Source organism: Streptomyces sp. NPDC027189, from assembly GCF_055566975.1.
The window spans coordinates 171,679-193,631 of sequence record NZ_JBVHRI010000007.1; the positions used below are offsets into that span (position 1 = coordinate 171,679).

Genomic DNA, 21,953 nt, shown 5'->3' on the forward strand with positions numbered 1-21,953 from the left:
CTACGAGACGACATCGCGCGGCGGCTTGCCGGCCACGAAGTCGGCGGCGTTCTGGACGGCCGCCAGCGCGATCCGGACAAGCGTCTCGCGCGTCACACCCGCGACATGCGGTGAGAGCACCACGTTCGGGGCCTTGAGCAAGCGCAGGGCCTCGGTGGGCGGTTCGGGGTCGAAGACGTCGATTCCCGCTCCGGCCAGGGCGCCCGCCTCCAACGCGTCCGCGAGGGCGTCCTGGTCGATCAGGGCGCCCCGCGCGGTGTTGATCACGAACGCGGTCGGCTTGAGGAGCGCGAGCCGCTCGGCGTTCAGCAGATGCCGGGTGTCATCGGTGAGCGGTGCGTGCAGCGTGATGTAGTCCGATGTGCGCAGCAGTTCGTCGAGCTCGACATGGCGGGCGCCGCCGAGCCGGGCCTCCGTCTCCGCGCCGACGGGCTGTGGCCCGGCGTACACGATGCTCATGTCGAACGCGAGCGCGCGGCGGGCGACTTCCTCGCCGATGTGCCCGAGTCCGATGATGCCGAGGGTCTTGCCGGACAGTTCGGTGATGGACTGCTGCAGTCGTGGCAGCGCCCAGTCGGCGTCGACGAGCGCGGTGTGCGCCGGAACGAGCTGCTTGGCGAGGGCCAGCATCAGCGCGAAGGTCTGCTCGGCGACATTCTGCTTCTCGGCGCCACTGGAGCCGATGTTGCAGACGGGCACGCCCTTGGCGCGCGCCGCGTCCAGGTCGACGTAGTCGAAGCCGTGGCTGGCGCACTGGACGAGTTCCAAGTCCGGTGCGGCGGCGATGTGTTCGGCGGTCACCGGGCCGAGTCCGGTGATGATGACGTGCGCCGCGCGCAGCGCGGCGGGGTCCTCGTCGGTCGCCTCCACGACGGTGACGTGGGCCTCTCCGGGGAAGACGGTGGCGAGCGCCGCGCCCGCCGTGCGGCCCCCGACGTGCGGCGAGACGACGGCCAGGACGTTCTTGGTGTCGGTCATGCGGTTTCCTCGATCAGGTCGTCGGGGCCGATGGTTGCGGGGCGGGCGTGCCCCGACAGGGCGAGCGTGAGATCGAACTCGGCGAGCAGACAGCGGATGACGTGCTCGACGCCCGCCTGCCCGTCGAGGCCGAGCCCGTAGGCGTACGGGCGTCCGACGAGGACGGCCTCGGCGCCGAGCGCGAGCGCCTTGAAGACGTCGTCGCCCGTACGGATCCCGCTGTCGAAGAGGACGGTCAGCCGGTCGCCCGCCGCCTCGACCACGCGTGGCAGCGCGTCGGCAGCCGCGACCGAGCCCGCCACCTGTCGGCCACCGTGGTTGGAGACGACCACGCCGTCCATTCCGGCGCTCGCGGCACGGCGGGCGTCGTCCGGGTGCAGGATCCCCTTGAGGACGATCGGCCCGTCCCAGTTCTCCCGCAGGAACTCCAGGTCCGGCCAGGTCTTGCCGGGGTCCGCGAACATGCCGACGAAGTGCATCACGGCCGCGTTCGGGTCCTCGTGCACCGGCTTGGCGAGGCCCGCCCGGAACGCCGGGTCGGAGAAGTAGTTGGCGGTGCCGACGCCGTGCAGGAACGGCAGATAGGCCTGGTCGAGGTCGCGCGGGCGCCAGGCCAGCAGGGGAGTGTCGAGGGTGACGAGCAGCGCGGTGAACCCGGCCGCCTTCGCCCGGTTCAGGAAGCTCCGGGTGACCTCGCGGTCCTTCGCCCAGTACAGCTGGAACCAGCGCTCCGCGTCACCCATCGCCTCCGCGACCTGCTCCATGGGGGTGCTGGAGGCCGAGGACAGGATGTACGGGACGCCCTGCGCCGCGGCGGCCCGCGCGGCGGCGGACTCCGCGTCCGGGTGCATGATCGACAGCACGCCCACCGGCGCGAGCGCCAGCGGCGCGGACAGCGGACGCCCCAACACCTCTACGGACAGGTCGCGTTCGTGCACATCGCGCAGCATGCGGGGTACGATCCGGCGCCGGTCGAGGGCGGCCCGGTTGGCACGGGCGGTGCTGCCGTTGCCCGCGCTGCCCGCCACATAGCCGACCGGACCGGGCCCGAGCCGCTGCTCGGTGAGCTCCTCCAGCCGGGTCAGATCGGTGGGCAGCCGCGGTACGGCACCCGTCATTCCGTTCAGATAGATCTCGTACTGGAAGTCGGCCCAATGCTTCGCCATCCGTACGTCCCGCCTCTCGTCCCTGAGACTGCGCTGTACGACGTCGATCCTGGCGACTGTGACAAGGCCCGTCCACTGTGGTGCGCACATCGCGCGGCTGGGATTATCACCCTGTGACAAGCAAGCCCGCAGAAGTGCCCGCCGGAGCCAGGGAGCGCATCCGGCAGGAGATGGTCGCCGATCCGCGTGTCGTGGAGGCGATCGTCGCCGCGGTGCACGAGCAGGTCCCGGTGTACGCGGCGCTGGACGGCAGCCGGCTGCCGGAAGTACGGGCCATCGCGGCCTGGGGGCTGGAGCGGCTGCTGCACCTCTGGGCGACCGACGGCACGCTGGAATCCGCCGACCTCAGGCGTTTGCGGGGCATCGCCGCGGCCCGCGCGGCCGACGGGCGCCCCGTGCAGGCCGTGCTGCGCGCCTACCGGGTGGCCGGGACCGTCCTCACGGACGAGATCGCGGCCCGCGCGCCCCGGCTCACCGCCGCGGACGCCTTCGCGCTCGCCCGGATGCTGCTGACCGCGCTCGACACGCTCTCCGAGGAGATGGCCACGGCGTACGCCGCGACCAGCGAAGACCTCGCCGGGGACCGCGACCGTGCACTGCGACTGCTGCTCGACGATCTGATCGCCGGGCGGCACGCGTCCGTGGGCGCGCTGACGGACCGGTCGGCCCGGCTCGGCATCCAACTCCCGGACCCGTACTGCCTGTTGGTGGCCGAGCCGGTCGGCACGGACCGCCCCGACATGGCGCACGACGCGGCGACGGGCCTCCTCGACGCACTGGAAGTTCCGGGCGACGAGGTCACCTCATTGGCGACCGTGCGCGGCTCCCGTGCCGTTCTGCTGCTGCCGGCCGGAGCCGCCGCCGGGGCGGGAGCGGTCCTGGGCGCGCGGTCCTGGCGGGGTTGCGTGATCACCGGCGAGAGCCTCGACCGGGTCGCCGTCGCTCACCGCCTCGCCGCCGACGCCCTCGACACGGCACCCGCCCACGCCCACCGGCCGGGCCACCTCCTCACCGATGCCGACGCACATGTCCTCGCGCTGCTCGCCGGGCACCCGGCCGCAGCGCCGGACCACATCGCCCGCCTGGTCCTTGGCCCGCTCACCGACCCGGGCCGGCAGCACCTCCTGGAGGCGCTCACCGCGTACATCGACACGGGCTCGGCGAGCGCCGCCGCCCGCGAACTGCACCTCCACGCCCAGTCCCTGCGCTACCGCCTGCGCCGCATCCGCGAACTGACGGGCCGCGATCCCCGTGACCCATGGCAACGGCTGACGCTGGACATCGCTCGCACGGTCAGGTCCTGAGACACCGCCGGTGGCGGGGGCGCGCGGACAGGACCTAGTCACCGGACGGGGTCTCGTGGACCGTCCGCCGCGATGGGTACCACTCCTTGCCCGCCGGGCGCCCCTGCATGTTCCAGCTCCAGGAGACCGTCGGCGTGATGCGCATGTAGAGGCCCGGGCCGACCATGCCCACGCGCTCGACCGGCTCTTCGGCGCACCCGTAGACCCGTACACCTCGTGCGATGAACGGGTCGAGGGACACCAGGTCGTCGATGACGAGGGCCACCTCGTGGTTCCCTGCCCGGACGTTGCGGAACTTGCGGGTTCCGGCGACCGCAGAGCCGGTCCCGCCGACCCAGAAGTACGCGCCGTCGTACTCGAAGGCGAGCGGGACCACATCGGGCTGCCGGCCGTCGGGAGAAAGCGTCGCGACGCGGGCGATCGGTTGTGATCGCAGGTAGGCGATCTCTTCCTCGGTGAACGACATGACAACCTCCGGGCGTACGGGGGAGGGGGCTTCCCCCTTCCATACGAACGGCAACCGTCCGGATCGACACGATCCGACACGCCTGGAGGTGAATCCCGACGGCCGACGCCTGCCGAGGCCGTGGATCGAAGTAATCGCAAGTATCTTGTTATTGCAAGTAATATGCAACAAGCTTGGGTGGTCCTTACCGCCTGCCCAGGACGCGGAGCCATGACATGCCCCACCTGATGCCGAATGCTGGACCACAGCGCGTCCTCGCCGCCTCGAACTTCGTCTACACCGTCGGCAGCGGCCTCTTTCTGACCGCCGGGGTGCTGTACTTCACCCAGGCGGTGCACCTTCCGGCCGGCCAGGTGGGGCTCGGAATCGGCATCGCCGGTTTCGTCTCGCTCGCCGTGGGCATCGCCGTCGGCCATCTCGCCGACAGGCACGGAGCCCGCGGCGTCTACGCGACCACCCTTGTCGTCCAGGCGCTGGCGACGGCCGGCTTCGTGCTGGCGGACAGCTTCTGGCCGTTCGTCGTCGCGGTATGCACGGCCACCGGGGCCAAGGCGGCCGGACTGGCCGCACGCAGTCCGCTCATCCGGCACTACGGAGGAGACCGGCCGCAGGAGTTCCGTTCCTATCTCCGGGCTGTCAGCAACGTCGGCATCTCCTTCGGTGCCCTGCTGGCAGGCTGGGCCGTCCAGGTGGGCACGCTCACCGCCTACCAGCTGCTGGTCGTCGGCAACGCGATCGCCTTCGCGGCCTCCGCCGCCGTCCTGGTCCTCCTGCCGCCGGTCACGCCCGTGTCCACCGTCGGCGGCCCACGCTGGATCGCCCTACGGGACCGGCCCTACCTGCTGATCACCGCCCTCGACGGCATCATGGCCATCCAGTTCAAGGTACTCACCGTCGCCATTCCGCTGTGGCTGGTCACGGCCACCACCGCACCGCGCTGGCTGGTCTCGGGCACCATGCTCATCAACACGGTCCTTGTTATCGCGATTCAGGTACGAGCCGGCCGCTCCATCGATTCCCCCGCGGCAGGCGGAGGCGCCTACCGTCGCTCGGGCCTGGCTTTCCTTGTCTCCTGCTCGCTGATCTCGTTGTCCACAGGCATTGCGACGTGGGCCGCCGCGACGCTGCTCATGACCGCGGCGGTCATCCATACGGTCGGCGAACTGTGGCACTCCGCCGCGGGGTTCGAGGTGTCCTTCGCCCTCGCTCCGGAGCACGCCACCGGCCAGTACCTCGGAGTGTTCGGCCTGGGCGCCGGCCTGGCCGAGGCCTTCGGCCCCGCCCTGCTCATCTCGCTCTGCATCACCTGGGGCCGCCCCGGTTGGTACGTCGTAGGAGCCCTGTTCGCCCTGACGGGCCTGGCGGCACCGCTCGCCGTCCGCCGGGCACAACGGCGGCAGCACGCCCGGCAGCCGCATCCGCAAGCGGCGTGGGTCTAGGGCACGAGCTGGGTGACCCAGGCGCGGTTGATGTGCCAGGTGGTGCCGTCGGCGTTCGCGCCGCGCAGGCCGTGCAGGGTGTGGGCGCCCGCGACCGCCGGGACACGGGAGTCGCCGAGGGCGGCGCAGGCGTAGGTGCGCCGAGGGTCCCAGTCGGTGGAGTGGCGCAGGCGGCGGGCGAGTTGGGCGAAGCCGAGCGGGGCGGCCGCGATCACCCAGGCGTCGGGCGCCTGGGCGGTGAGGCGCCGGGCGGGCCGCAGCCACGAGGCGGCCTGCTCGGGCCAGTCCACCATCGCGAGGACGTCCTTGCCGGCCGCCTTCCACGCGGCGGTGAACGCCTCGGCGGCCGCGCGGGAGGCGGCGTCGCGGCTGTGGCCGATGGTGATGGACCGGATGCGCGAGCGCGGCTGGGTGAGCAGGGTGAGCAGCGCGGTGAGTTCCGCGTCGGTGTGGGCGGGCGGGACGGGCAGGCCGCCGGGTGCGGCCGGCTCGGTGGCGCCGATGAGTGGTGAGACGGACTCGTCTCTGTCGGGGAGGGAGCTCATGAAGCGCTCTTCCGGTTCTTCTGGGTGGCCTTCCAGCGCTGGTACTCGGTGGGCAGGCACACCGCGCACGGCCGGTATCCGGCGGCGATCGCGCTGCCTTCGTCGGCGAAGAAGACCCGGTACTGCGCGTACTGGCCGCGCCCCATCGCGCGCAGTGCCGAGGGGCAGTCCAGGCGCCCGTACAACCTTCCGCGCCGGTGGCCGCCGAGCGCGCCCGGCGTGCTGCTGCGGTACGGCTCGTCATCCCGGCCGCGCAGTGTGTACGTGCGCGGCCCGGTTGTCGGGTCGGTCATGTGGCGTCGTGGAAGACGAGGCCGAGGGTGTGCCGCCTGCCGGAGCGGACGGTGCTCACCCCGTGCCGCATGGGGCCGATGGACCAGCCGCGCTTGGAGGCGACGGGCCGGTCGCGCGTGGTGAAGATCAGCCCGTGCCCCTGCGGCAGGCTGGTGGACGATCCGCGGGACTGGGCGCGGGGGCGCTGCTCGGTCATGATGAACTCGCCGCCGCTGTAGTCGACTCCGGGCGCGTCGAGGCCGATGACGACCTGGAGCGGGAAGACGGCGTCGCCGAACACATCGCGGTGCAGGGCGTTCCAGTCCCCGGCCCCGTAACGCAGCAGGATCTGCGCGGACTTGGACTGCCCAGCCCCATGGCAGAGCGCCAACCACTCCTGCAGGCTGTCCGGCCAGGGGGACGGCTGAGCGAGTTTGGCGGCCCAGTCGCGGGCGATGGGCAGCAGGTGCGGGTAGAGCGCTTGCCTCAACTCCCGTACATCATTGGGTAGTTCATGAGTGAAATAGCGGTACTGTCCGGAGCCGAACCGGTGGCGCGCCATGTCGACGGTGGTGCGGAAGCGCTCCGGCTCGTCGTAGAGGTCTGTCATCGCCGTGCACTCGTCGGGAGTGAGCAGGCGGCCGGTGAGGGCGTGGCCGTACTCGTTGACCTCCGCGGTGAGCGCGCCCCAGTCCTCCGAGTCGACCCGCTCGGTGAGCGTGCCCGGAAGTCGGGTGGTGCCGATCATGGTGTCCTCCGGGGAGGTGGAAGCCGCAGGGCCTCTTCGTGACGTTCCGGGCCCTGTGACCGATGGAGGCCGGATCATGCGGCCCGGCGGACGTTCTCGAGGTCCAGGAGCCGCCGCTTGCGTTCCAGGCCGCCGGCGTATCCGGTCAACGCGCCGCTGCTGCCCAGCACGCGGTGACAGGGACGTACGACGAGCAGCGGGTTCGCGCCGATCGCGGTGCCCACCGCGCGCGCGGCCGAGCGAGGGATGCCGACGCGGTCGGCGACCTGCGCGTAGGTGAGGGTGGTGCCGTAGCCGATGCCCTCCAAGGCCTTCCACACCTGCCGCTGGAAGGGCGTGCCGCCGGCGGTGTACTCGATGTCGAAGCGGGTGAGCCTGCCGTCGAAGTACGAGCCGAGCTGGCGGATGATCTCGGCGAAGGCCTCGGTGTCCTCGCGCCAACCGTCCTGGATGGTGACGCCGCCCTTCTGGCCGGGCATCGAGAGCGAACTGAGCGCGGTGCCGCCCGTCGCGGTCTCCGACTCCTCACCCACCAGCAGAAGTTCGCCCAGCGGGCTGTCGAGCATCGCGTAGATAGTCATCGTTCTTCCTTTTTCTGGAGATTCACCTTCCTGTACGAGTCTGCCGCTCTCGTGGCTTCGCGTCTGGCGGTATTCGGACGCCGCACTGGGCGGGCGGCTGCGGAGACCGGAGCGCGGATTCCCAGCCCCGCGATCGCCGCGGCTATCTGTGCTCGGGCGGCAAATGGCGGTGTACGTCGGCCACCGTTCGGTCGATCGCGTACCGCAGACCCGCCAGGAACCCACGAGTCAAAGGATGGCCGCCCGCCGCGGTGCGCATCGTCGCCAGGACCGTACGACGGTGACTCGCGGCCATTCGCCGCAGCACGAGCTCGGGAACGCGGTCGGACCACAGGAAGTCGGGCAGGAACGCCACGGCGTGCCCCTGTGCCACCAGCCGGGCGTGCACCAGCATGTCGGTGGACTCGAAGGCGACGTCGGGATCGAAGCCGGCTTCGTGGCAAACGGACACCGCCCACTGTCTGGCCGGCGTGCCGACGGGTTCCATCACCCAAGGGCTCCCGGCGAGGTCGGACAGCCCTTGGACGGCGGGGTCCCGGGTGGCCAGCCGCATCGGGTCCTCGTGCAGCACATGGTGCTCGAGCTCGGCGGCGCGGGCCGCACGGGAGTGCCCGGGGAACGTCTCGTCGATGATGAGGTCGAAGTCGCGCGCGAGCAGGCCGGGCAGGGCGGTGTCGGGCTCGGCCTGGGTGACCTCGACCCGTACCGCAGGGTGTGTGTCGCGCAGCCAGGTCAGCGCGGTCGGCACCACGGTGAGCATCGCGGTCTGGAACGCGGCCACGCGCAGGGTGCCGGTGAGCTCGTGCAGCGAGGCGGCGATCTCCGCCTGGGCCTGGTCGAGTTGACGCAGCACCGTTTCGGTGTGAGCGACGAGGATCTCGGCCTGGGGTGTGAGCCGCACCCCGCGGCCGTCCCGCTCCAGCAGCGGTGCGCCGACCTCCGACTCCAGCAAGGTCAGTTGCTGGGAGACGGCGGACGGGCTGTACGACATGGCCGACGCGACGGCGGCCAGGGTTCCCCGGTGCTTCAGCTCCCGCAGAACCTCCAGACGGCGCAGGTTGAGCACGGCGGGGCTCCATTCATCATTTTTCTTGGCCTGTCAGGCGCAGAAACATTCACTTTACTGATGTGCGGCGCTTTGGGAACGTACAGGGAGACAAACGAATCTCGGGCAGACGGGAAGACACCGGCATGGACGTCGACGCGCTCCGCAAGGACACCCCCGGCACGGCGAACCGGGTCCACCTCAACAACGCCGGAGCAGGTTTGCTCTCCCGGCAGACCCTTGCGGCGATGACCTCCCATCTGGAGCTCGAAGCGGCCATCGGCGGATACGAGGCGGCAGGCCAGGAACGTCAGAGAATCGACGGCGCCTACACGAACCTCGCCCGGCTGGTGGGCGGACGGGCCGACGAGATCGCGCTGTTCGACAACTCCACCCACGCCTGGAACGCCGCCTTCTACTCCCTGGCTTTCGAGCCGGGCGACCGCATCCTGACCGGCCGGGCCGAGTACGGCAGCAATGTGCTGGCCTACCTGCAGGTCGCCCGGCGAACCGGTGCCGAGATCGTGGTGGTCCCCGACGACGAGTCCGGACAGCTCGACACCGCGGCGCTGGCCGACCTGATCGACGAGCGCACCAAACTGGTCGGTGTCAGCCACATCCCCACCAGTGGCGGCCTGATCAATCCGGCGGCCGAAATCGGCAGGATCACACGGGCGGCCGGCGTGCCCTTCCTGCTGGACGCCACACAGTCCGTGGGCCAACTCCCCCTCGACGTCGACGGGATCGGCTGCGACATGCTCACCGCCACCGGCCGCAAGTTCCTGCGCGGACCGCGCGGAATCGGCTTCCTGTGGGTTCGTCCGGAGGCTCTGGAGTACCTCGACCCGTTCGTCAGCGAGATCGAGGCCGCCACCTGGGACGGCGCGCGTGGCTTCACCTGGCACGACGGCGCGCGGCGCTTCGAGACCTGGGAGGTGAGCTACTCCAACGTCCTGGGGCTGGACGCGGCCGTGGTCCAGGCCCTTGACCTGGGCCTGGACCAGATCGGCAAGCGCGTCGTAGCCCTCGGCGCGTACCTGCGCGACCGGCTTGCGGCCCTGCCCGGCGTCACCACGTACGACCTGGGCCGGGACCGGTGTGCCATCGTGACGGTGAAGGTCGATGCGCTGCCCACCGCCGACGTCGCCAGGGCGCTCGCGCAGCGAGGCATCAATGTCTCCACGACCAACCCTGAGCACACCCAGTTCGACACCGAGAACCGCGGCGTCCACCCCCTGGTGCGGCTCTCCCCGCACTACTACAACACCGAGGACGAACTCGACCGGGCCGTCGAGGTCATCGCTGAACTCGCGCGCACGGCCGGCTGACCGACTGGCAGGGCCCGCACCGAGGTCGGCGTCAGTGCACCGGTGTCCTGCCGAGTCGGTCGGTGACGCCCACCTCGAGGAGCCCGTCTCCTTCGTGCCGAGGTGGGTCAGGCTCGACGGGTCGAAGACCCAGGTGATGTCACCTGAGGAGGAGTCCTTGAAGATAAGGCCGACACTGTGCCGTCCGGCGGCGTCCCGTACGTTGTGTTCGACCTGGATGCCGGGGAACGGCCGAAGACCTCTCGTAGGCGGGCGAAACCACAAACCGTGCCGGGGACGCCTACGCCAACTCCGCCCGGCCCCCGATGCGGGCCGTCGCCCGGACCGGGGCTCCGTCCGCCCCGGGCAGGTGGAGCGGGAAGAGGAACACCTCCACCGGGCTGCCGGCGGCCTGCGCGGTGGCGACGTGGTCGAGGTGCGTCAGGTTTTCGGCGATCACGCCTTCCGTGCCGCACAGGATGCGGTGGGCCGGAAGGTCCGTACCGCCCGTGGGGTCCACGCTCAGCGCGTCGACGCCGACGGTGCGGACGCCCGCGGTGACGACGGCCTCGGCCGCGTCGGGTGTGAGCCAGGGATGCGCCAGGTAGTGGTCCGTTCCCCAGTACGCCGACCAGCCGGTGGCCAGCAGGAGGATCGCGCCGGGCCGCAGGCGCACGCGGGCCAGCGCGGGCGCGAGCAGGTCGGGGGTGATCGGGGCCCGCTCGGGGAGGCCGCGGACGTCGGCGACGACCGCGGGGCCCGCGAACCGCTCCAGCGGCAGTTCGTCCAGCTTGGGCCAGGCCTCGTCCACGTGGTACGGCGCGTCGACGTGCGTGCCGGACTGCGAACCCATGTGCAGCCGCAGGACATTGACGCCGTGCTCGGCGACCCGCAGCGCGCGGTCCACCTCCACCTGCGGGTCACCGGGATAGACGGGCATCCCGGTGACAACGGGAACGGAGAGATCGAGCCAGGACTCCATCACATTCACGTCCTTTGCAGGCATCCTCAGCTGCTCTCTGCGGCGAGCACCGGCTGCGCGCCGTCGGACTCCGTGCCGGGACCGGTGATCGGCGGCACCGGCACGTCGACCGTACGGGCCAGCCGCGCACCCTCTGGTCCGTAGACGGCCCGGGGCTCGGGGAAGAACCGCAGCAGCGTCAGGAACAGGACGGCGGCGACGGCCAGCGACAGCGGCAGGCTGATGTCGATGCCGTTCGCCAGGTCGCCCAGCGGACCGACGAACTGCCCGGGGATGTTGGTGAACAGCACACCGATCACCGCGGACACCCACCAGGCGGTCATGCCCCGCCAGTTCCAGCCGTGCGTGAACCAGTAACGGCCGCCGCGCTGACGGCGGTTGAAGACCTGGAGTGCGTCCGGGTCGTACCAGCCGCGCCGGGTGTAGAAGCCGAGGATCATCACGACCATCCACGGAGTCGTGCAGGTGATGATCATCGTGGCGAAGGTCGAGATGGACTGCACCAGGTCGAAGCCGAAGCGTCCGACGAAGATGAACGCGATCGACAACACGCCGACCAGGAAGGTCGCCTGAACCCGCGACAGACGTGGGAACACCGACGAGAAGTCCAGCCCGGTCCCGTACAGCGACGTCGTTCCGGTCGACATGCCGCCGATCAGTGCGAGCAGACACACCGGCAGGAAGAACCAGCTCGGCGAGATGGCCAGCAGCCCGCCCACGAAGTCGGGGGCGGCCGGGTCCACGTACTTCGGGGCCTTGGTCGCGATGATGCTCGCGGTCGCGAGACCGAAGACGAACGGCAGCAGGGTCGCGATCTGGGAGAGGAACGCGGCGCCGACGACCTTGCGGCGCGGCGCGTTCGCCGGGATGTAGCGCGACCAGTCGCCGAGGAACGCCCCGAAGGACACCGGGTTCGACAGCACGATCAACGCCGAGCCGATGAAGGAGGGCCAGAACAGCGCCTGCGTCGCCGAGTCGGCCGAGGCCGTGAAGACACCGGCGTACGACGGGTCGAAGTCACCGGCGAAGGCGATCGCGCCGAGCAGGAACAGCACGGTCGCCGAGGTCACCGCGATCTTGTTGACGAACAGCATGAAACGGAACCCGTACACGCACACCGCGAGCACCAGAGCGCCGAACAGCGCGTATGCGACGACGTACGACAGGGTGCTGCGCTCCAGGCCGAACAGCCGGTGCGCGCCGCCGACCAGGGCGTCGCCGGAGCTCCACACCGAGATCGAGAAGAACGCGATGGCGGTGAGCAGCGAGAGGAACGAGCCGACGACCCGGCCGTGCACGCCCAGGTGCGCGGAGGAGGCGACCGCGTTGTTCGTGCCGTTGACCGGGCCGAACACCGCCATCGGGCACAGGATCAGCGCTCCGACGACGACTCCGAGGAGTGTGGCCGCGAGCCCCTGCCAGAAGGAGAGGCCGAAAAGGATGGGGAAGGCCCCGAGGACGCAGGTGGAGAAGGTGTTCGCACCGCCGAAGGCGACCCTGAACAGGTCGAGCGGCGATGCGGTGCGGTCTGCGTCGGGGATGCGCTCGACGCCGTAGGTCTCCACCTCGGTGAGGGACGGCGGCGGTGTGGCGGGGGAGTTCTCGGACAAAGGGGGCTCCAGCGAAGTGCTGTACCGGAAGGGCGACGGAGCGCGTCGTGGCGCGGGGGGAGGGGTGGCCGGTTGTCGCCGCTGGGGTGTGCGGCGTGCGCGGATGCCGTCCTTATGGGTTCTGTCGACGCTAAGGCGGTGCGACGGCCGCGCGACAGTGGACGAATCATCCATCCTTCGCGCCCGAGGTGGAGTATTGGTCCAGCGTCCGGGGTGGTTGGTGGTTCAGCCGGGCGGGTCGGCCTCCCGTGCGGCGCGCCAGCCGTGCCACCGGTGGACGGTGATCGCGATCACCGGGCCGTCCGGCGGCTGCGAGCGGTAGGGCGCGTACTTCTCCCGCAGTGGGGCGATCGCCGCGGTGTACTCGTCCCGGACGCGGGACTCCGGCGCGTCGGGCGGCAGGATGCGGGCGTCGCCGTCCGCCCGTACCCACCACAGCCGGTCCCAGTCCTCGTCGTACGCGTCCACGAGCAGACAGACGGCCGGGTGGGCGGCGATGTTGCGCAGCCGCTTCAGCCGCGGTGATCTCTTGGGCTTCCGGTCGACCGCGGTGACGATCTCGTCCCGGTGCCGCGTGAAATCGCCGTACCGCGCGAACACGACCGGCACCAAGTGGGGTCGCCCCTCGGCGTCCACCGTCGCCAGGCGCGCCACCCGTGCCGTCAGAAACCTGCGGCGCGCCTCGTCCTCGTCCATGTCCGGCACGGTGAGCTCCGTTTCCCCGGCGGTAGGGCGCGGTCAGCGGTGGGCGGACGCGGCTTCGGCCAGCTCGTCCAGCGTGCGCAGCGTCTGGTCCTCCGGCCGGGTCGGCAGAAAGAGCAGTACGCGTTCGACGCCGAGTTCCGCGTAGATGTCGAGGGACTCGCGGTCGTGCCGGGCCGCGTACACCACCACGGACGGCCGGTCACCGGCGATCTGCCGCATGCGGTCGATCCGCTCGCCGAGATCCTTGGGAGGTACGCCGCTGGGCATCCACGCCGTCCCGTATTCGGCGACGCGGGCGAAGGCGCGGTCGCTGTTGCCGCCGACCCAGATGGGCGGGTACGGCCGCTGGACCGCCTTGGGCCAGCTGTAGACCGGGTCGAAGTCGACGAAGTCGCCGTGGAACTCGGCCTCGTCCTTGGTCCACAGCTCGATGATCGCGCGGATCCGCTCGTCCATCAGTCGGCCGCGCTCGGCCGGATCCGTCCCGTGGTTGCGCATCTCCTCCCGGTTCCAGCCGGCCCCGACACCGAACACGGCACGGCCGCCTGAGACCAGATCGAGGCTGGCCACTTCCTTCGCGGTGATGATCGGATCACGCTCGACCACCAGCGCGATCCCGGTGCCCACAAGCAGCTCGCGGGTCACGGAGGCGACCGCGGCGAGCGCCACGAACGGGTCGAGCGTGCGGTAGTACACGCGGGGCAGGTCACCACCTGCCGGGTACGGCGTCTCCCGATTCACCGGAATGTGCGTGTGCTCGGCCAGCAGCAGCGCGTCGAACCCGCGCTCCTCCAGGGCCGGTCCGAGCGCCGCCGGACCGATGCCCTCATCGGTGAGAAACGTCGACACCCCGAACTTCATCCGCGACCACCTCGTCTCGTCGGCACCTTGGTGCCAGTGTGGCGTGGTTCGTCACTCCTCGTCGGACGGGGCGTCTTCCGGTTCGGCGTCCGGGCCCTGTGCGCGGACCCGTTGCACGTGTTCCAGCGAGTCGCGCAGCTCGGCGAGCCAGTCGTCGGTGTGCCGCTGTACGAGGCGTACGCACCAGGCGAGGGCGTCGCTGCGGCTGCGGGCGACACCGGCGGCAACGAGGGTGTCGAGGACCTGGCGTTCGGGCTGGCGCAACCGGGTCATGACGGGCGCGGCGATGTGCGTGAACAGCGCGCGCTCGCCGCCGCACTCCACACCCCAGGAGACCTTCTTGCGGAACCGGTGCTCCGCTTCGCGTGCCACCGCGACCCGGTCCTCGCGGGTGCGCTCCCGGAATTCCTGGATACGTGCCTGGACGGCCGCCTCCTTCTCGGCGTCCGAGGCGCCTTCGGTGAGCCGGGGCTCGGGGATTCGGCCGATGACGGTGATCTCCTCACGGTCGACCGTCACCTCCGCGAGGTTCTCGAAGAGGTCGTCGGGCAAGCGGCCGGCGAACCAGCCGCGCAGCTTCTCGCGTTGCTCCGTCGTAATCATGTAATCACCATTACTCCGTTGCTCGGCATGCGCAAGGGTCTCCGCCATGGGCTGAAGCGGAATGTTTCAGGCCTATTGCCGAGCCAAGGGAATCCGGCCAGGAAGGCGCTTCCTGTGATCAGCAACCGCGCAGTTCCGGGGCTTGCGCGTTCGAATTCTGTAACTTCACGCCACTGCTTCAACACTCAAAGTTACCGAAACGCATGGGGTCGATGTGTGTTTCCGGTGAGGACTCGGCAGACTCGCGCTCGCCGAACCGGCACCCAATCGAGCCGGTATGGCATTCAATCGAGCGGAAGGATGCACACAATGCCGACCACCGCGCGCTGGGCAGCGACTCTCACCCTGACGGCCACCGCCGTCTGCGGACCCCTGCTCGGGTCAGCCCACGCGGCCCCGAGCCTCGGTCCGTCCGGGCTCTACGCCCCCTCGGCCCTGGTGCTCACCATGGGCCACGGCAACAGCGCGGCCACCGTCACTCCGGAACGGGCGGTCACCCTGAACTGCGCCCCGACCGCCTCCGGAACCCACCCCGCCGCCACCCTGGCCTGCGCCGAACTCCGCGGAACCGGCGGCGACTTCGACGCTCTGACGGTCAGAGACGGGACCGTCTGTACGAAGCAGTTCGACCCCGTGGTCGTCACGGTCGACGGCGTGTGGCAGGGCAAGCGCGTCTCGTACGAACGCACCTTCGCCAACGAGTGCGTGAAGAACTCCTACGGGATGACCGTCTTCACGTTCTGAGGGACCGGGATCGCGCGGTCCTCGTGAACGTCGATCGAGGTCCGTAACTGGGGAGTGCGGGCCCCGTCGCGGGGCGCCACGCGATTTCGCACCGGGGGTCGGCCGGACAGAGTGGGGCTGTCGGCCGGCCCTCGGCATTCGTGTGTGGACGATCCGCGGCGAATATGCATGTCGAATGCGCTACCGCCTCAACGAGCCCTGTCGAAGCGGTTGTTGAGGTGGAGGCGGGGGACGGGAAGGGCGCCACGGAGGCACCCGCTCAGCGCACCGGGGTCGCGATGCGCAGATGGGCCCCACCCGTCGGCGGTGCGGCCTCGTCACTGTGCCGGGTGATGTCCGCCCACCATGAGTCGCCCTCCTCCATGTGCCGCAGCAGGATGCCCTCGCGGATGGCCCAGGGGCAGATGGAGACCTGCTTCAGGCCCGCCAGTTTCATCGCCGTGTGCCCGACCACCGCACCGGCCAGGCTCTGGGCGGCCCGCGGTGCCGAGATGCCCGGCAGCAGCGCACGCTCCGCGGCCGTGAGCCGCCCGAGGCGGTCGAGTGAGTCGCGTAAGTCCGCCCGGTTCAACTCCCGTTCCACGAACGGGCCATGGCGTCCGGGCGGTGCACCGCACAGCCGGGCCAGCTGCTGGAAGGTCCGTGAGGTCGCCACGGCTGTGCGCGGTCCCTCCCAGCGGATCCGTGCGGCCACGTCCCGCAGTTGATGGCGTACGTTGCGGCGCAGCGCTCTGACGCTCTCCTCCGACGGCGGGTCCTGGCCTTCGAAGAACTCGCGGGTCAGCCGGCCCGCGCCGAGCGGCAGCGACGCCACGAAGTCCGGCAGCCGGCCTCGGCCGAACGCCACCTCCAGCGAGCCGCCGCCGATGTCGAGGAGCGCGAGCGGCCCGGAGCGCCAGCCCATCCAGCGGCGCGCCCCGAGGAACGTGAGCTCGGCCTCCACCTCGCCCGGCAGAGTGCACAGCCGCACTCCGGTCTGCGCGCGTACCGCGCGCAGCACCTCCTGACGGTTCGGGGCGTTGCGCACCATGGTCGTCGCGAAGGCCAACGGGCCCGCCGCGCCCCATCGTTGGGCCATGCTGCCCGCCGCACGCACTGCCTCGGCCAGTTGACCCACCGCCTCGTCGGGGATCGGGCCACCGTGCGCCATCCGCTCGGACAGTCGCAGCCGCCACTTGGCGGTGTGCACCGGCAGCGGCACCCCGCCCTCGGCATCCGCCACCACGAGCCGCACCGTGTTCGACCCCACATCCACCACGCTCACCCGCATGCCGCTGCATGTACCCCGATGCTCCGGTGGCACGCCCTGCGTGCACCTTCGCCCACCGTCAATGTCGTCCGGGCCAGGTCGGGGACGATCCGATGTGCGGCATGGGATACGCGCCGATGTGCGGTATGGAATACGCGGGTCAGCGCGGGGCCGGGCGCCCCGCCGGACACCGGACTTCCCCCGGCCGTGCCGTGGCTCGTCCTCGCCGCGATCCCGGTGGTGTCCCTCGCGTTGCTGCCCGAGTCAGCCGGTGTCGCGCCAGGGGCGGAGCCTGGGCCACCAGCCGGGTACCGCTCGTCGGTAGCGCTCGTACTCCACTCCGAATCTGTCGATCAGTTCCGGTTCCTCGTACCACCGAGCGAACGCCGCCATCACGAGCCCGGCGCTCGCGCCGTAGACCAGGAGCACCGGCCGGGCGAGCAGCAGGGCCTGCCCGGCGATCGCCGCGACGACGGCCACATACATCGGATTGCGGACATGCCGGTAGAGCCCGCCCACGACCAGATGTTCCGTGGGCGCGACCGGCGCCGGAGTGCCGAGGCCCTCGACGACGAACCGCGCGAAGGCGAACAACAGGACCACCGCACCCGCGACCAGGGGCACCAGGCCCAGCACGCGCACGGGCGGCCACCAGTGACCGGCTCGCCAGCCCGTCAGCCACCAGGGGAGAAGGACCGCCACGGTGCCGGGAGCCAGCGCCAGGAAGAGAGAGCTGCCGGCCGCCGCCGCAGATCTGCGCATACGGTCACCATGACGGCTGAGCGGCGCGACGTAAACGGGCGCCGCCGGCGGGCGGCCGGTCACTGGCTTGTGCCGCCGGCGGGCAGTCGGTCGCCGGCGGGAGCCCGTGACCGCCGTGTGCCGTCGGTCGGAGCCCCTCACCTTCCTTCGCCGGCCGGAGCGGATACGTCACTGACATGCGCCGCACGGAGCAGGCACGTCACCGGTCCGAGTCGCCCGGGATGCCGACGCGGGCGCGGCACCGTAGCGATGGAGCATGCGCGTACTCGGCGAGCTGGACCAGCGGCTGTTCACACGGGTGGCCGGGGCGCGGGTGCCCGGAGCCGATCCGGCGCTGCGGCGGCTCAGCCACTCCGCCGACCACGGGCGCCTGTGGCTGGGAACGGCGGCCGGGCTCGCGGCGATCGGCGGACACCGGGCCAGACGGGCGGCCCTGCGCGGTGTGGGCTCGCTCGCGCTGGCCTCGCTGACCGTCAACACGGTCGTCAAGTGGAGCGCCCGGCGCCCCCGCCCGCTGCTGGACCTCGTACCGCAGATCCGGCACCTCAGGCATCAGCCGAACACCACGTCCTTCCCTTCCGGGCACTCCGCGTCCGCCGCGGCCTTCGCCACTGGAGTGGCCCTGGAATCCACCCGCTACGGCGCCATGATCGCGCCCCTCGCCGCCACCATCGCCTTCTCCCGCGTCTACGTGGGCGTGCACTACCCGGGAGACGTGCTGGCCGGGGTGGTGATCGGCGCCGGAGCCGCCGCGCTCACCTGCCGCTGGTGGCCACCGCGAGCGACCGCCCCGGAGCGGGAGCGGCCCGTGGCACACGCGCCCGCGCTGCCCCGTGGCGAGGGACTGGTCGTCTTCGTCAACAGCCGGGCCGGCACCGGCGTGCCCGCCGCGCCACTGCCGCCCGCCGAGCGCCTGCGGGCACTGCTGCCCGGGGCCGACCTGATCGAGCGCGGCCCCGGCGACGACTTCGCCGCGCTGCTCGCCGAGGCCGCCGACCGGGCCTCGCGGGCGGGCGGCGCGCTGGGCGTGTGCGGAGGCGACGGCAGCGTCAACGCCGCGGCCCGAGCGGCGGCCGAACGGGGGCTCGCGCTGGCGGTGTTCCCCGGTGGCACCCTCAATCACTTCGCCCAGGACCTGGGTGTACCCGACTTCGAGGACACCGCCGTCGCGGTCGCCCGGGGCGAGGCGGTGGCCGTGGACTTCGGCGTGGCGAGGTCGGGGGCCGGGCAGGACGTGCGGTTCCTCAACACCTTCAGCATCGGCATGTACCCCGAACTCGTCCGGCTGCGCGAGCACTTGGAGGAGCGGTGGGGCAAGTGGCCCGCCGCGGCCGTCGCCCTCATCCGGGTGCTGCGCACCGCGACCCCCATCGAGCTGAGCGTCAATGGCCACCCGCGCCGCCTGTGGCTGTTCTTCGCGGGCAACGGCCGCTACGTGCCCGAGGGCTTCGCCCCTGCCTTCCGGCCGCGCCTGGACGACGGACTGCTCGACGTACGGCTGGTCGACGGCGATCGCCGGCTCGCGCGCACCCGTGTCATCGCCTCCGCGCTCGTCGGGGGGCTCCGCCGCTCCCGGGTGTACAGCGCCGAACACGTCCCGTGGGTGCAGTTGGAGGGTCTCGCCGGCGCGAACAGCCTGGCGTACGACGGTGAAGTCGCCCGCAGTTCATCGGAGTTGAGGCTGGAGAAGGCGCACCGGGCCATCGTCGTGTACCGGCCCGCACAGCCGCAGAACGAGCTGGCTCAGCAGGCCCGTCTGGCCGCCGAGACGGCCCGTTACCGGAGACGGACGCGACGGTCCGGCACTGGAGACGTCGGAGGCGCGGGAGGCGCCGGACAGGGATGAGGGGCCGCCGTCTCCCTGCAGACGGCGGCCCCTCGGCCTGGCGGGTGATCGGATCAGGAACCGATCACATGTGGACGACCGGTGCGGCGTCCGCGTCCTGCTCGAGCTTCCCGCGGCGGTAGAGCAGGGAGGCGATCAGGGAGCCCGCGACGAAGAAGCCGGCCGACCACCAGAAGGCGGTGGTGTAGCTCTCGATCGTCGACTGGGCCTGGACCAGCTTGTTGGTCGCGTCCTTGCCGGACACATAGCTCGTCGCGGCGCTCGCGGCGAGCGTGTTCAGCAGCGCCGTACCGATCGAACCGCCCACCTGCTGCATGGTGTTGACGGTGGCCGAGGCGACACCGGCGTCCGCGGGGGCGATTCCGCTGGTGGCCAGCGACATGGCGGGCGGCATCACGATGCCGAGGCCTGCGCCGATCAGGAGCAGCTGCGGCAGCACGGCGGTCGAGAAGGACGAGTCGAGGCCGATGCCGGTCAGCCACGCCATGCCGACCGCGGCGATCGCGAAGCCCGCGGGGATGACGGCCTTCGGCCCGATCCGCGGTACCAGGATCGTGGTGGAGACCTGCGCCATGACCATCAGGGCCGCCATCATCGGCAGGAACGCCACACCCGTCCTGGTCGGGCTGAAGCCCAGGTTCAGCTGCAGGTAGTAGGTGAGGAAGAGGAAGACACCGAACATGCCCGCGCCGGTGATCAGAACGGTGATGAACGACGCGGCACGGTTGCGGTCCAGCAGCACGCGCATAGGCAGCAGCGGGTGCTTGGCCCGGGTCTGCCACCAGGCGAACGCGGTCAGCAGGATCCCGCCCGCGGCCAGGAAGCCCCAGGTGGCGGGCGAACTCCAGTCGTGGGTCTCGGCGTTGGAGAAGCCATAGACCAGGGAGAAGAGACCGGAGGAGACCAGCAGTGTGCCCGGCAGGTCGAGCTTGGAGTTCGCCGCGTCACGGTGATTGCTCAGCAGCACCCAGCCACCGGCGAAGGCGACGATCGCGAAGACGATGTTGACGAACAGTGTCCAGCGCCAGTCGAGCGCGTCGGTCAGCACACCGCCGAGCAGCAGACCCACCGCGCCACCGGCGCCGGCGATGGCGCCGTACACGCTGAACGCCTTGGCGCGTTCCTTGGCGTCGGTGAAGGTCGTGTTGAGCAGCGAGAGCGCGGCGGGCGCGAGGAGCGCGCCGAAGACGCCCTGGAGGGCGCGGGCGGTGACCAGCATTCCGAAGCTGGTGGACGCGCCGCCGAGCACGGAGGCCGCGGCGAATCCGGCGACACCGATCAGGAAGGCGGGCTTGCGCCCGAAGAGGTCCGCGATGCGCCCGCCGAGCAGCAGGAGCGAGGCGAAGGCCAGGGAGTACGCGGTGACGATCCACTGCCGGTTGCCGTCGGAGAAGCCCAGATCCGCCTGAGCGGACGGCAGGGCGATGTTCACGATGGTGGCGTCCAGGACCACCATCAGCTGGGCGATACCGATGATCGCGAGGATCAACCAGCGTCGCTTGGACGCCTCTGCGGGCGGTGCGTCGACCACACCCGCTCGGGTGCCGTCGGTCAGGGTCTGAGACATGGGAGAACCACTCCAGGGAAGTCGCTCAAGGAAACGGAAGTCGTTCGAGGTTACGCGTACATAAACGAAACTGTTTCGTACACATCGAGGCTAGGTCACTTCCAGCGAAACGGCAACGTTTCGCTAGGTCTGGCGGATGAGGTGCCCGTCACAGTTGCCGAGACTCTTGTATTCCTTGACGGGAATATAACTGTGAAGGCATATTGGGCTCATGTCCGATGCCTCTCTCTGGACCGCGCTCGCCGACCCGCACCGTCGCGCGATCGTCGCGCTGCTCCTGGAGCGGCCGCGCGCCGTCGGTGAGATCGTCGAGGCGTGCGGTCTGAGTCAGCCGAGCACCTCGAAGCATCTGCGGGTGCTGCGGGACGCGGGACTCGTGCGGGTACGGCACGATGCGCAGCGCCGTGTCTACGCGCTCGACCCCGCGCCGATCGCCGCGCTCGACGCCTGGCTGGCCCCGTACCGGAAGCTGTGGAACGAGAGCCTCGACGCCCTCGGCCGTCGCCTGGACGAGGCGGTGGGGGAGCCGTCGGACGACCACGAAGGACTCTTGCCGAACACCGGAGAACTCTTCCCGAACGCCGAAGAGCCCTTGCTGAAGGACGAAGCCCCCTCCCCGAAGGACTGAGCCACCATGTCCGCCGAACCCACCGCCCTGACCGGCACCTACCTCACCCTCGACGACGGCCGCCCCGCCGTCCGCTTCAGCCGGACCTACGACCACCCCGTCGACCGCGTCTGGCAGTTCGTGACCGACCCGGACGAGCTGGCCGAATGGTTCCCGTCCCGCGCCGAGATCGAGCTGCGGCCCGGCGGCACCATCACGTTCAGCGGCGACCCGCACATGGCGGACTCCACCGGGCGAGTCCTCGCAGTCGACGCTCCGCGCCATCTCTCCTTCGAATGGGGCGGCGACGAGCTGCACTTCGACCTCGAAGCGCTCGACGAGAAGCGCACGCACTTCACGCTCACCAACGTCCTGGCGGCCGAGAACACCGCCGCGCGCAACGGGGCCGGCTGGGAGGTGTGCCTGGCCGCCCTCGACGCGAAGGCGCGGGGCGAGCGGTTCGAAGGCCCGCACGCCGGTGCCGGTGCGCCCTGGAAGGAGATCTATCGCGGCTACATCGAGGCCGGAGTCCCCTCGGGCGCCCCGGTCCCGGGCCTCGACTGAC

Annotated in this window: 23 protein-coding genes; 7 read left to right on the forward strand and 16 right to left on the reverse strand. The window is 70.8% G+C overall.

Going from position 1 to position 21,953, the window contains the following annotated elements; translation table 11 throughout:
• Both ACZ4RZ_RS19370 and ACZ4RZ_RS19375 read right to left on the reverse strand, forming a co-directional pair.
• Complete coding sequence (locus tag ACZ4RZ_RS19370) at nt 1-978, reverse strand: 2-hydroxyacid dehydrogenase (RefSeq protein ID WP_467746061.1); 978 nt, start codon at nt 976-978, stop codon at nt 1-3.
• Nucleotides 975-2,144 (reverse strand): lactate 2-monooxygenase, encoded by a 1,170-nt coding sequence (locus ACZ4RZ_RS19375; protein ID WP_467746063.1) that lies wholly within the window; start codon nt 2,142-2,144, stop codon nt 975-977. The genes ACZ4RZ_RS19370 and ACZ4RZ_RS19375 overlap by 4 nt, the downstream gene beginning before the upstream one ends.
• A gap of 113 nt (nt 2,145-2,257) precedes the next feature.
• On the opposite strand from ACZ4RZ_RS19375, the gene ACZ4RZ_RS19380 reads away from it, so the two are divergent.
• Complete coding sequence (locus ACZ4RZ_RS19380; protein WP_467746064.1) at nt 2,258-3,448, forward strand: PucR family transcriptional regulator; 1,191 nt, start codon at nt 2,258-2,260, stop codon at nt 3,446-3,448.
• A 34-nt stretch (nt 3,449-3,482) separates the two neighbouring features.
• Here the strand turns inward: ACZ4RZ_RS19380 and ACZ4RZ_RS19385 are convergent, their stop codons facing one another.
• Complete coding sequence (locus ACZ4RZ_RS19385) at nt 3,483-3,914, reverse strand: PPOX class F420-dependent oxidoreductase (RefSeq protein WP_467746065.1); 432 nt, start codon at nt 3,912-3,914, stop codon at nt 3,483-3,485.
• Between the two features lie 215 nt (nt 3,915-4,129).
• Here ACZ4RZ_RS19385 and ACZ4RZ_RS19390 point away from each other — a divergent pair, with 215 nt between their 5' ends.
• Nucleotides 4,130-5,353, forward strand: coding sequence for an MFS transporter (locus tag ACZ4RZ_RS19390; protein ID WP_467746066.1), 1,224 nt, complete (start codon nt 4,130-4,132; stop codon nt 5,351-5,353).
• On the opposite strand, the gene ACZ4RZ_RS19395 is transcribed toward ACZ4RZ_RS19390, so the two are convergent.
• The 5 genes from ACZ4RZ_RS19395 to ACZ4RZ_RS19415 all read right to left on the reverse strand — a co-directional run bounded on the left by ACZ4RZ_RS19395 (nt 5,350) and on the right by ACZ4RZ_RS19415 (nt 8,566).
• Complete coding sequence (locus ACZ4RZ_RS19395; RefSeq protein ID WP_467746067.1) at nt 5,350-5,898, reverse strand: hypothetical protein; 549 nt, start codon at nt 5,896-5,898, stop codon at nt 5,350-5,352. The two genes, ACZ4RZ_RS19390 and ACZ4RZ_RS19395, sit on opposite strands and share 4 nt — an antisense overlap.
• On the reverse strand, nt 5,895-6,191 hold the full coding sequence (locus ACZ4RZ_RS19400) for a metal-binding protein (protein WP_467746068.1): 297 nt from the start codon (nt 6,189-6,191) through the stop codon (nt 5,895-5,897). Before ACZ4RZ_RS19400 ends, ACZ4RZ_RS19395 begins: the two co-directional genes overlap by 4 nt.
• Nucleotides 6,188-6,919 carry a 2OG-Fe(II) oxygenase gene (locus ACZ4RZ_RS19405; protein ID WP_467746069.1) on the reverse strand — a complete coding sequence of 244 codons (732 nt, stop codon included), beginning with the start codon at nt 6,917-6,919 and terminating at the stop codon, nt 6,188-6,190. The genes ACZ4RZ_RS19400 and ACZ4RZ_RS19405 overlap by 4 nt, the downstream gene beginning before the upstream one ends.
• A gap of 74 nt (nt 6,920-6,993) precedes the next feature.
• The gene (locus ACZ4RZ_RS19410; RefSeq protein ID WP_467746070.1) at nt 6,994-7,500 is read right to left on the reverse strand and encodes a methylated-DNA--[protein]-cysteine S-methyltransferase; all 507 of its coding nucleotides are present in this window, start codon (nt 7,498-7,500) and stop codon (nt 6,994-6,996) included.
• Between the two features lie 142 nt (nt 7,501-7,642).
• Nucleotides 7,643-8,566 carry a LysR family transcriptional regulator gene (locus ACZ4RZ_RS19415; RefSeq protein WP_467746072.1) on the reverse strand — a complete coding sequence of 308 codons (924 nt, stop codon included), beginning with the start codon at nt 8,564-8,566 and terminating at the stop codon, nt 7,643-7,645.
• A gap of 125 nt (nt 8,567-8,691) precedes the next feature.
• On the opposite strand from ACZ4RZ_RS19415, the gene ACZ4RZ_RS19420 reads away from it, so the two are divergent.
• Entirely contained in the window at nt 8,692-9,873 is a 1,182-nt protein-coding gene (locus ACZ4RZ_RS19420) for an aminotransferase class V-fold PLP-dependent enzyme (protein WP_467746073.1), read from the forward strand.
• Nucleotides 9,874-10,153: 280 nt separating this feature from the next.
• On the opposite strand, the gene ACZ4RZ_RS19425 is transcribed toward ACZ4RZ_RS19420, so the two are convergent.
• From ACZ4RZ_RS19425 to ACZ4RZ_RS19445, 5 genes are all read right to left on the reverse strand, one after another.
• The gene (locus tag ACZ4RZ_RS19425) at nt 10,154-10,858 is read right to left on the reverse strand and encodes a cyclase family protein (protein WP_467746075.1); all 705 of its coding nucleotides are present in this window, start codon (nt 10,856-10,858) and stop codon (nt 10,154-10,156) included.
• 2 nt (nt 10,859-10,860) lie between these two features.
• The gene (locus tag ACZ4RZ_RS19430) at nt 10,861-12,444 is read right to left on the reverse strand and encodes a purine-cytosine permease family protein (RefSeq protein ID WP_467746077.1); all 1,584 of its coding nucleotides are present in this window, start codon (nt 12,442-12,444) and stop codon (nt 10,861-10,863) included.
• A 225-nt stretch (nt 12,445-12,669) separates the two neighbouring features.
• Nucleotides 12,670-13,149: a TIGR03668 family PPOX class F420-dependent oxidoreductase gene (locus ACZ4RZ_RS19435; protein ID WP_467746078.1), complete on the reverse strand. Its 480-nt coding sequence runs from the start codon at nt 13,147-13,149 to the stop codon at nt 12,670-12,672.
• A gap of 33 nt (nt 13,150-13,182) precedes the next feature.
• The gene (locus tag ACZ4RZ_RS19440) at nt 13,183-14,010 is read right to left on the reverse strand and encodes an LLM class F420-dependent oxidoreductase (RefSeq protein WP_467746080.1); all 828 of its coding nucleotides are present in this window, start codon (nt 14,008-14,010) and stop codon (nt 13,183-13,185) included.
• A gap of 51 nt (nt 14,011-14,061) precedes the next feature.
• Complete coding sequence (locus ACZ4RZ_RS19445) at nt 14,062-14,613, reverse strand: hypothetical protein (RefSeq protein ID WP_467746081.1); 552 nt, start codon at nt 14,611-14,613, stop codon at nt 14,062-14,064.
• Nucleotides 14,614-14,922: 309 nt separating this feature from the next.
• On the opposite strand from ACZ4RZ_RS19445, the gene ACZ4RZ_RS19450 reads away from it, so the two are divergent.
• Nucleotides 14,923-15,357 (forward strand): protease inhibitor, encoded by a 435-nt coding sequence (locus ACZ4RZ_RS19450; protein ID WP_467746082.1) that lies wholly within the window; start codon nt 14,923-14,925, stop codon nt 15,355-15,357.
• 259 nt (nt 15,358-15,616) lie between these two features.
• On the opposite strand, the gene ACZ4RZ_RS19455 is transcribed toward ACZ4RZ_RS19450, so the two are convergent.
• Nucleotides 15,617-16,627, reverse strand: coding sequence for a Ppx/GppA family phosphatase (locus ACZ4RZ_RS19455; protein ID WP_467746084.1), 1,011 nt, complete (start codon nt 16,625-16,627; stop codon nt 15,617-15,619).
• Between the two features lie 243 nt (nt 16,628-16,870).
• Complete coding sequence (locus ACZ4RZ_RS19460; RefSeq protein ID WP_467746085.1) at nt 16,871-17,368, reverse strand: methyltransferase family protein; 498 nt, start codon at nt 17,366-17,368, stop codon at nt 16,871-16,873.
• Between the two features lie 256 nt (nt 17,369-17,624).
• On the opposite strand from ACZ4RZ_RS19460, the gene ACZ4RZ_RS19465 reads away from it, so the two are divergent.
• Nucleotides 17,625-19,214, forward strand: a complete 1,590-nt coding sequence (locus ACZ4RZ_RS19465; RefSeq protein ID WP_467746086.1) for a phosphatase PAP2 family protein — start codon at nt 17,625-17,627, stop codon at nt 19,212-19,214.
• A 64-nt stretch (nt 19,215-19,278) separates the two neighbouring features.
• On the opposite strand, the gene ACZ4RZ_RS19470 is transcribed toward ACZ4RZ_RS19465, so the two are convergent.
• Nucleotides 19,279-20,781, reverse strand: coding sequence for an MFS transporter (locus tag ACZ4RZ_RS19470; RefSeq protein WP_467746087.1), 1,503 nt, complete (start codon nt 20,779-20,781; stop codon nt 19,279-19,281).
• Between the two features lie 211 nt (nt 20,782-20,992).
• On the opposite strand from ACZ4RZ_RS19470, the gene ACZ4RZ_RS19475 reads away from it, so the two are divergent.
• Both ACZ4RZ_RS19475 and ACZ4RZ_RS19480 read left to right on the forward strand, forming a co-directional pair.
• Nucleotides 20,993-21,409: an ArsR/SmtB family transcription factor gene (locus tag ACZ4RZ_RS19475; protein WP_467746089.1), complete on the forward strand. Its 417-nt coding sequence runs from the start codon at nt 20,993-20,995 to the stop codon at nt 21,407-21,409.
• A 6-nt stretch (nt 21,410-21,415) separates the two neighbouring features.
• Nucleotides 21,416-21,952 carry an SRPBCC family protein gene (locus ACZ4RZ_RS19480; protein ID WP_467746091.1) on the forward strand — a complete coding sequence of 179 codons (537 nt, stop codon included), beginning with the start codon at nt 21,416-21,418 and terminating at the stop codon, nt 21,950-21,952.
• The last annotated feature ends 1 nt before the right edge of the window (nt 21,953 follow it).

Bases quoted from the DNA above. Each gene is read 5' to 3' on its own strand.
- ACZ4RZ_RS19370 (WP_467746061.1), bottom strand. From the start codon at position 978: ATGACCGACACCAAGAACGTCCTGGCCGTCGTCTCGCCGCACGTCGGG.
- ACZ4RZ_RS19475 (WP_467746089.1), top strand. From the start codon at position 20,993: ATGTCCGATGCCTCTCTCTGGACCGCGCTCGCCGACCCGCACCGTCGC.
- ACZ4RZ_RS19420 (WP_467746073.1), top strand. From the start codon at position 8,692: ATGGACGTCGACGCGCTCCGCAAGGACACCCCCGGCACGGCGAACCGG.
- ACZ4RZ_RS19460 (WP_467746085.1), bottom strand. From the start codon at position 17,368: ATGCGCAGATCTGCGGCGGCGGCCGGCAGCTCTCTCTTCCTGGCGCTG.
- ACZ4RZ_RS19465 (WP_467746086.1), top strand. From the start codon at position 17,625: ATGCGCGTACTCGGCGAGCTGGACCAGCGGCTGTTCACACGGGTGGCC.
- ACZ4RZ_RS19470 (WP_467746087.1), bottom strand. From the start codon at position 20,781: ATGTCTCAGACCCTGACCGACGGCACCCGAGCGGGTGTGGTCGACGCA.
- ACZ4RZ_RS19390 (WP_467746066.1), top strand. From the start codon at position 4,130: ATGCCCCACCTGATGCCGAATGCTGGACCACAGCGCGTCCTCGCCGCC.
- ACZ4RZ_RS19375 (WP_467746063.1), bottom strand. From the start codon at position 2,144: ATGGCGAAGCATTGGGCCGACTTCCAGTACGAGATCTATCTGAACGGA.
- ACZ4RZ_RS19385 (WP_467746065.1), bottom strand. From the start codon at position 3,914: ATGTCGTTCACCGAGGAAGAGATCGCCTACCTGCGATCACAACCGATC.
- ACZ4RZ_RS19410 (WP_467746070.1), bottom strand. From the start codon at position 7,500: ATGACTATCTACGCGATGCTCGACAGCCCGCTGGGCGAACTTCTGCTG.
- ACZ4RZ_RS19440 (WP_467746080.1), bottom strand. From the start codon at position 14,010: ATGAAGTTCGGGGTGTCGACGTTTCTCACCGATGAGGGCATCGGTCCG.
- ACZ4RZ_RS19480 (WP_467746091.1), top strand. From the start codon at position 21,416: ATGTCCGCCGAACCCACCGCCCTGACCGGCACCTACCTCACCCTCGAC.
- ACZ4RZ_RS19395 (WP_467746067.1), bottom strand. From the start codon at position 5,898: ATGAGCTCCCTCCCCGACAGAGACGAGTCCGTCTCACCACTCATCGGC.
- ACZ4RZ_RS19450 (WP_467746082.1), top strand. From the start codon at position 14,923: ATGCCGACCACCGCGCGCTGGGCAGCGACTCTCACCCTGACGGCCACC.
- ACZ4RZ_RS19455 (WP_467746084.1), bottom strand. From the start codon at position 16,627: ATGCGGGTGAGCGTGGTGGATGTGGGGTCGAACACGGTGCGGCTCGTG.
- ACZ4RZ_RS19445 (WP_467746081.1), bottom strand. From the start codon at position 14,613: ATGATTACGACGGAGCAACGCGAGAAGCTGCGCGGCTGGTTCGCCGGC.
- ACZ4RZ_RS19400 (WP_467746068.1), bottom strand. From the start codon at position 6,191: ATGACCGACCCGACAACCGGGCCGCGCACGTACACACTGCGCGGCCGG.
- ACZ4RZ_RS19405 (WP_467746069.1), bottom strand. From the start codon at position 6,919: ATGATCGGCACCACCCGACTTCCGGGCACGCTCACCGAGCGGGTCGAC.
- ACZ4RZ_RS19425 (WP_467746075.1), bottom strand. From the start codon at position 10,858: ATGCCTGCAAAGGACGTGAATGTGATGGAGTCCTGGCTCGATCTCTCC.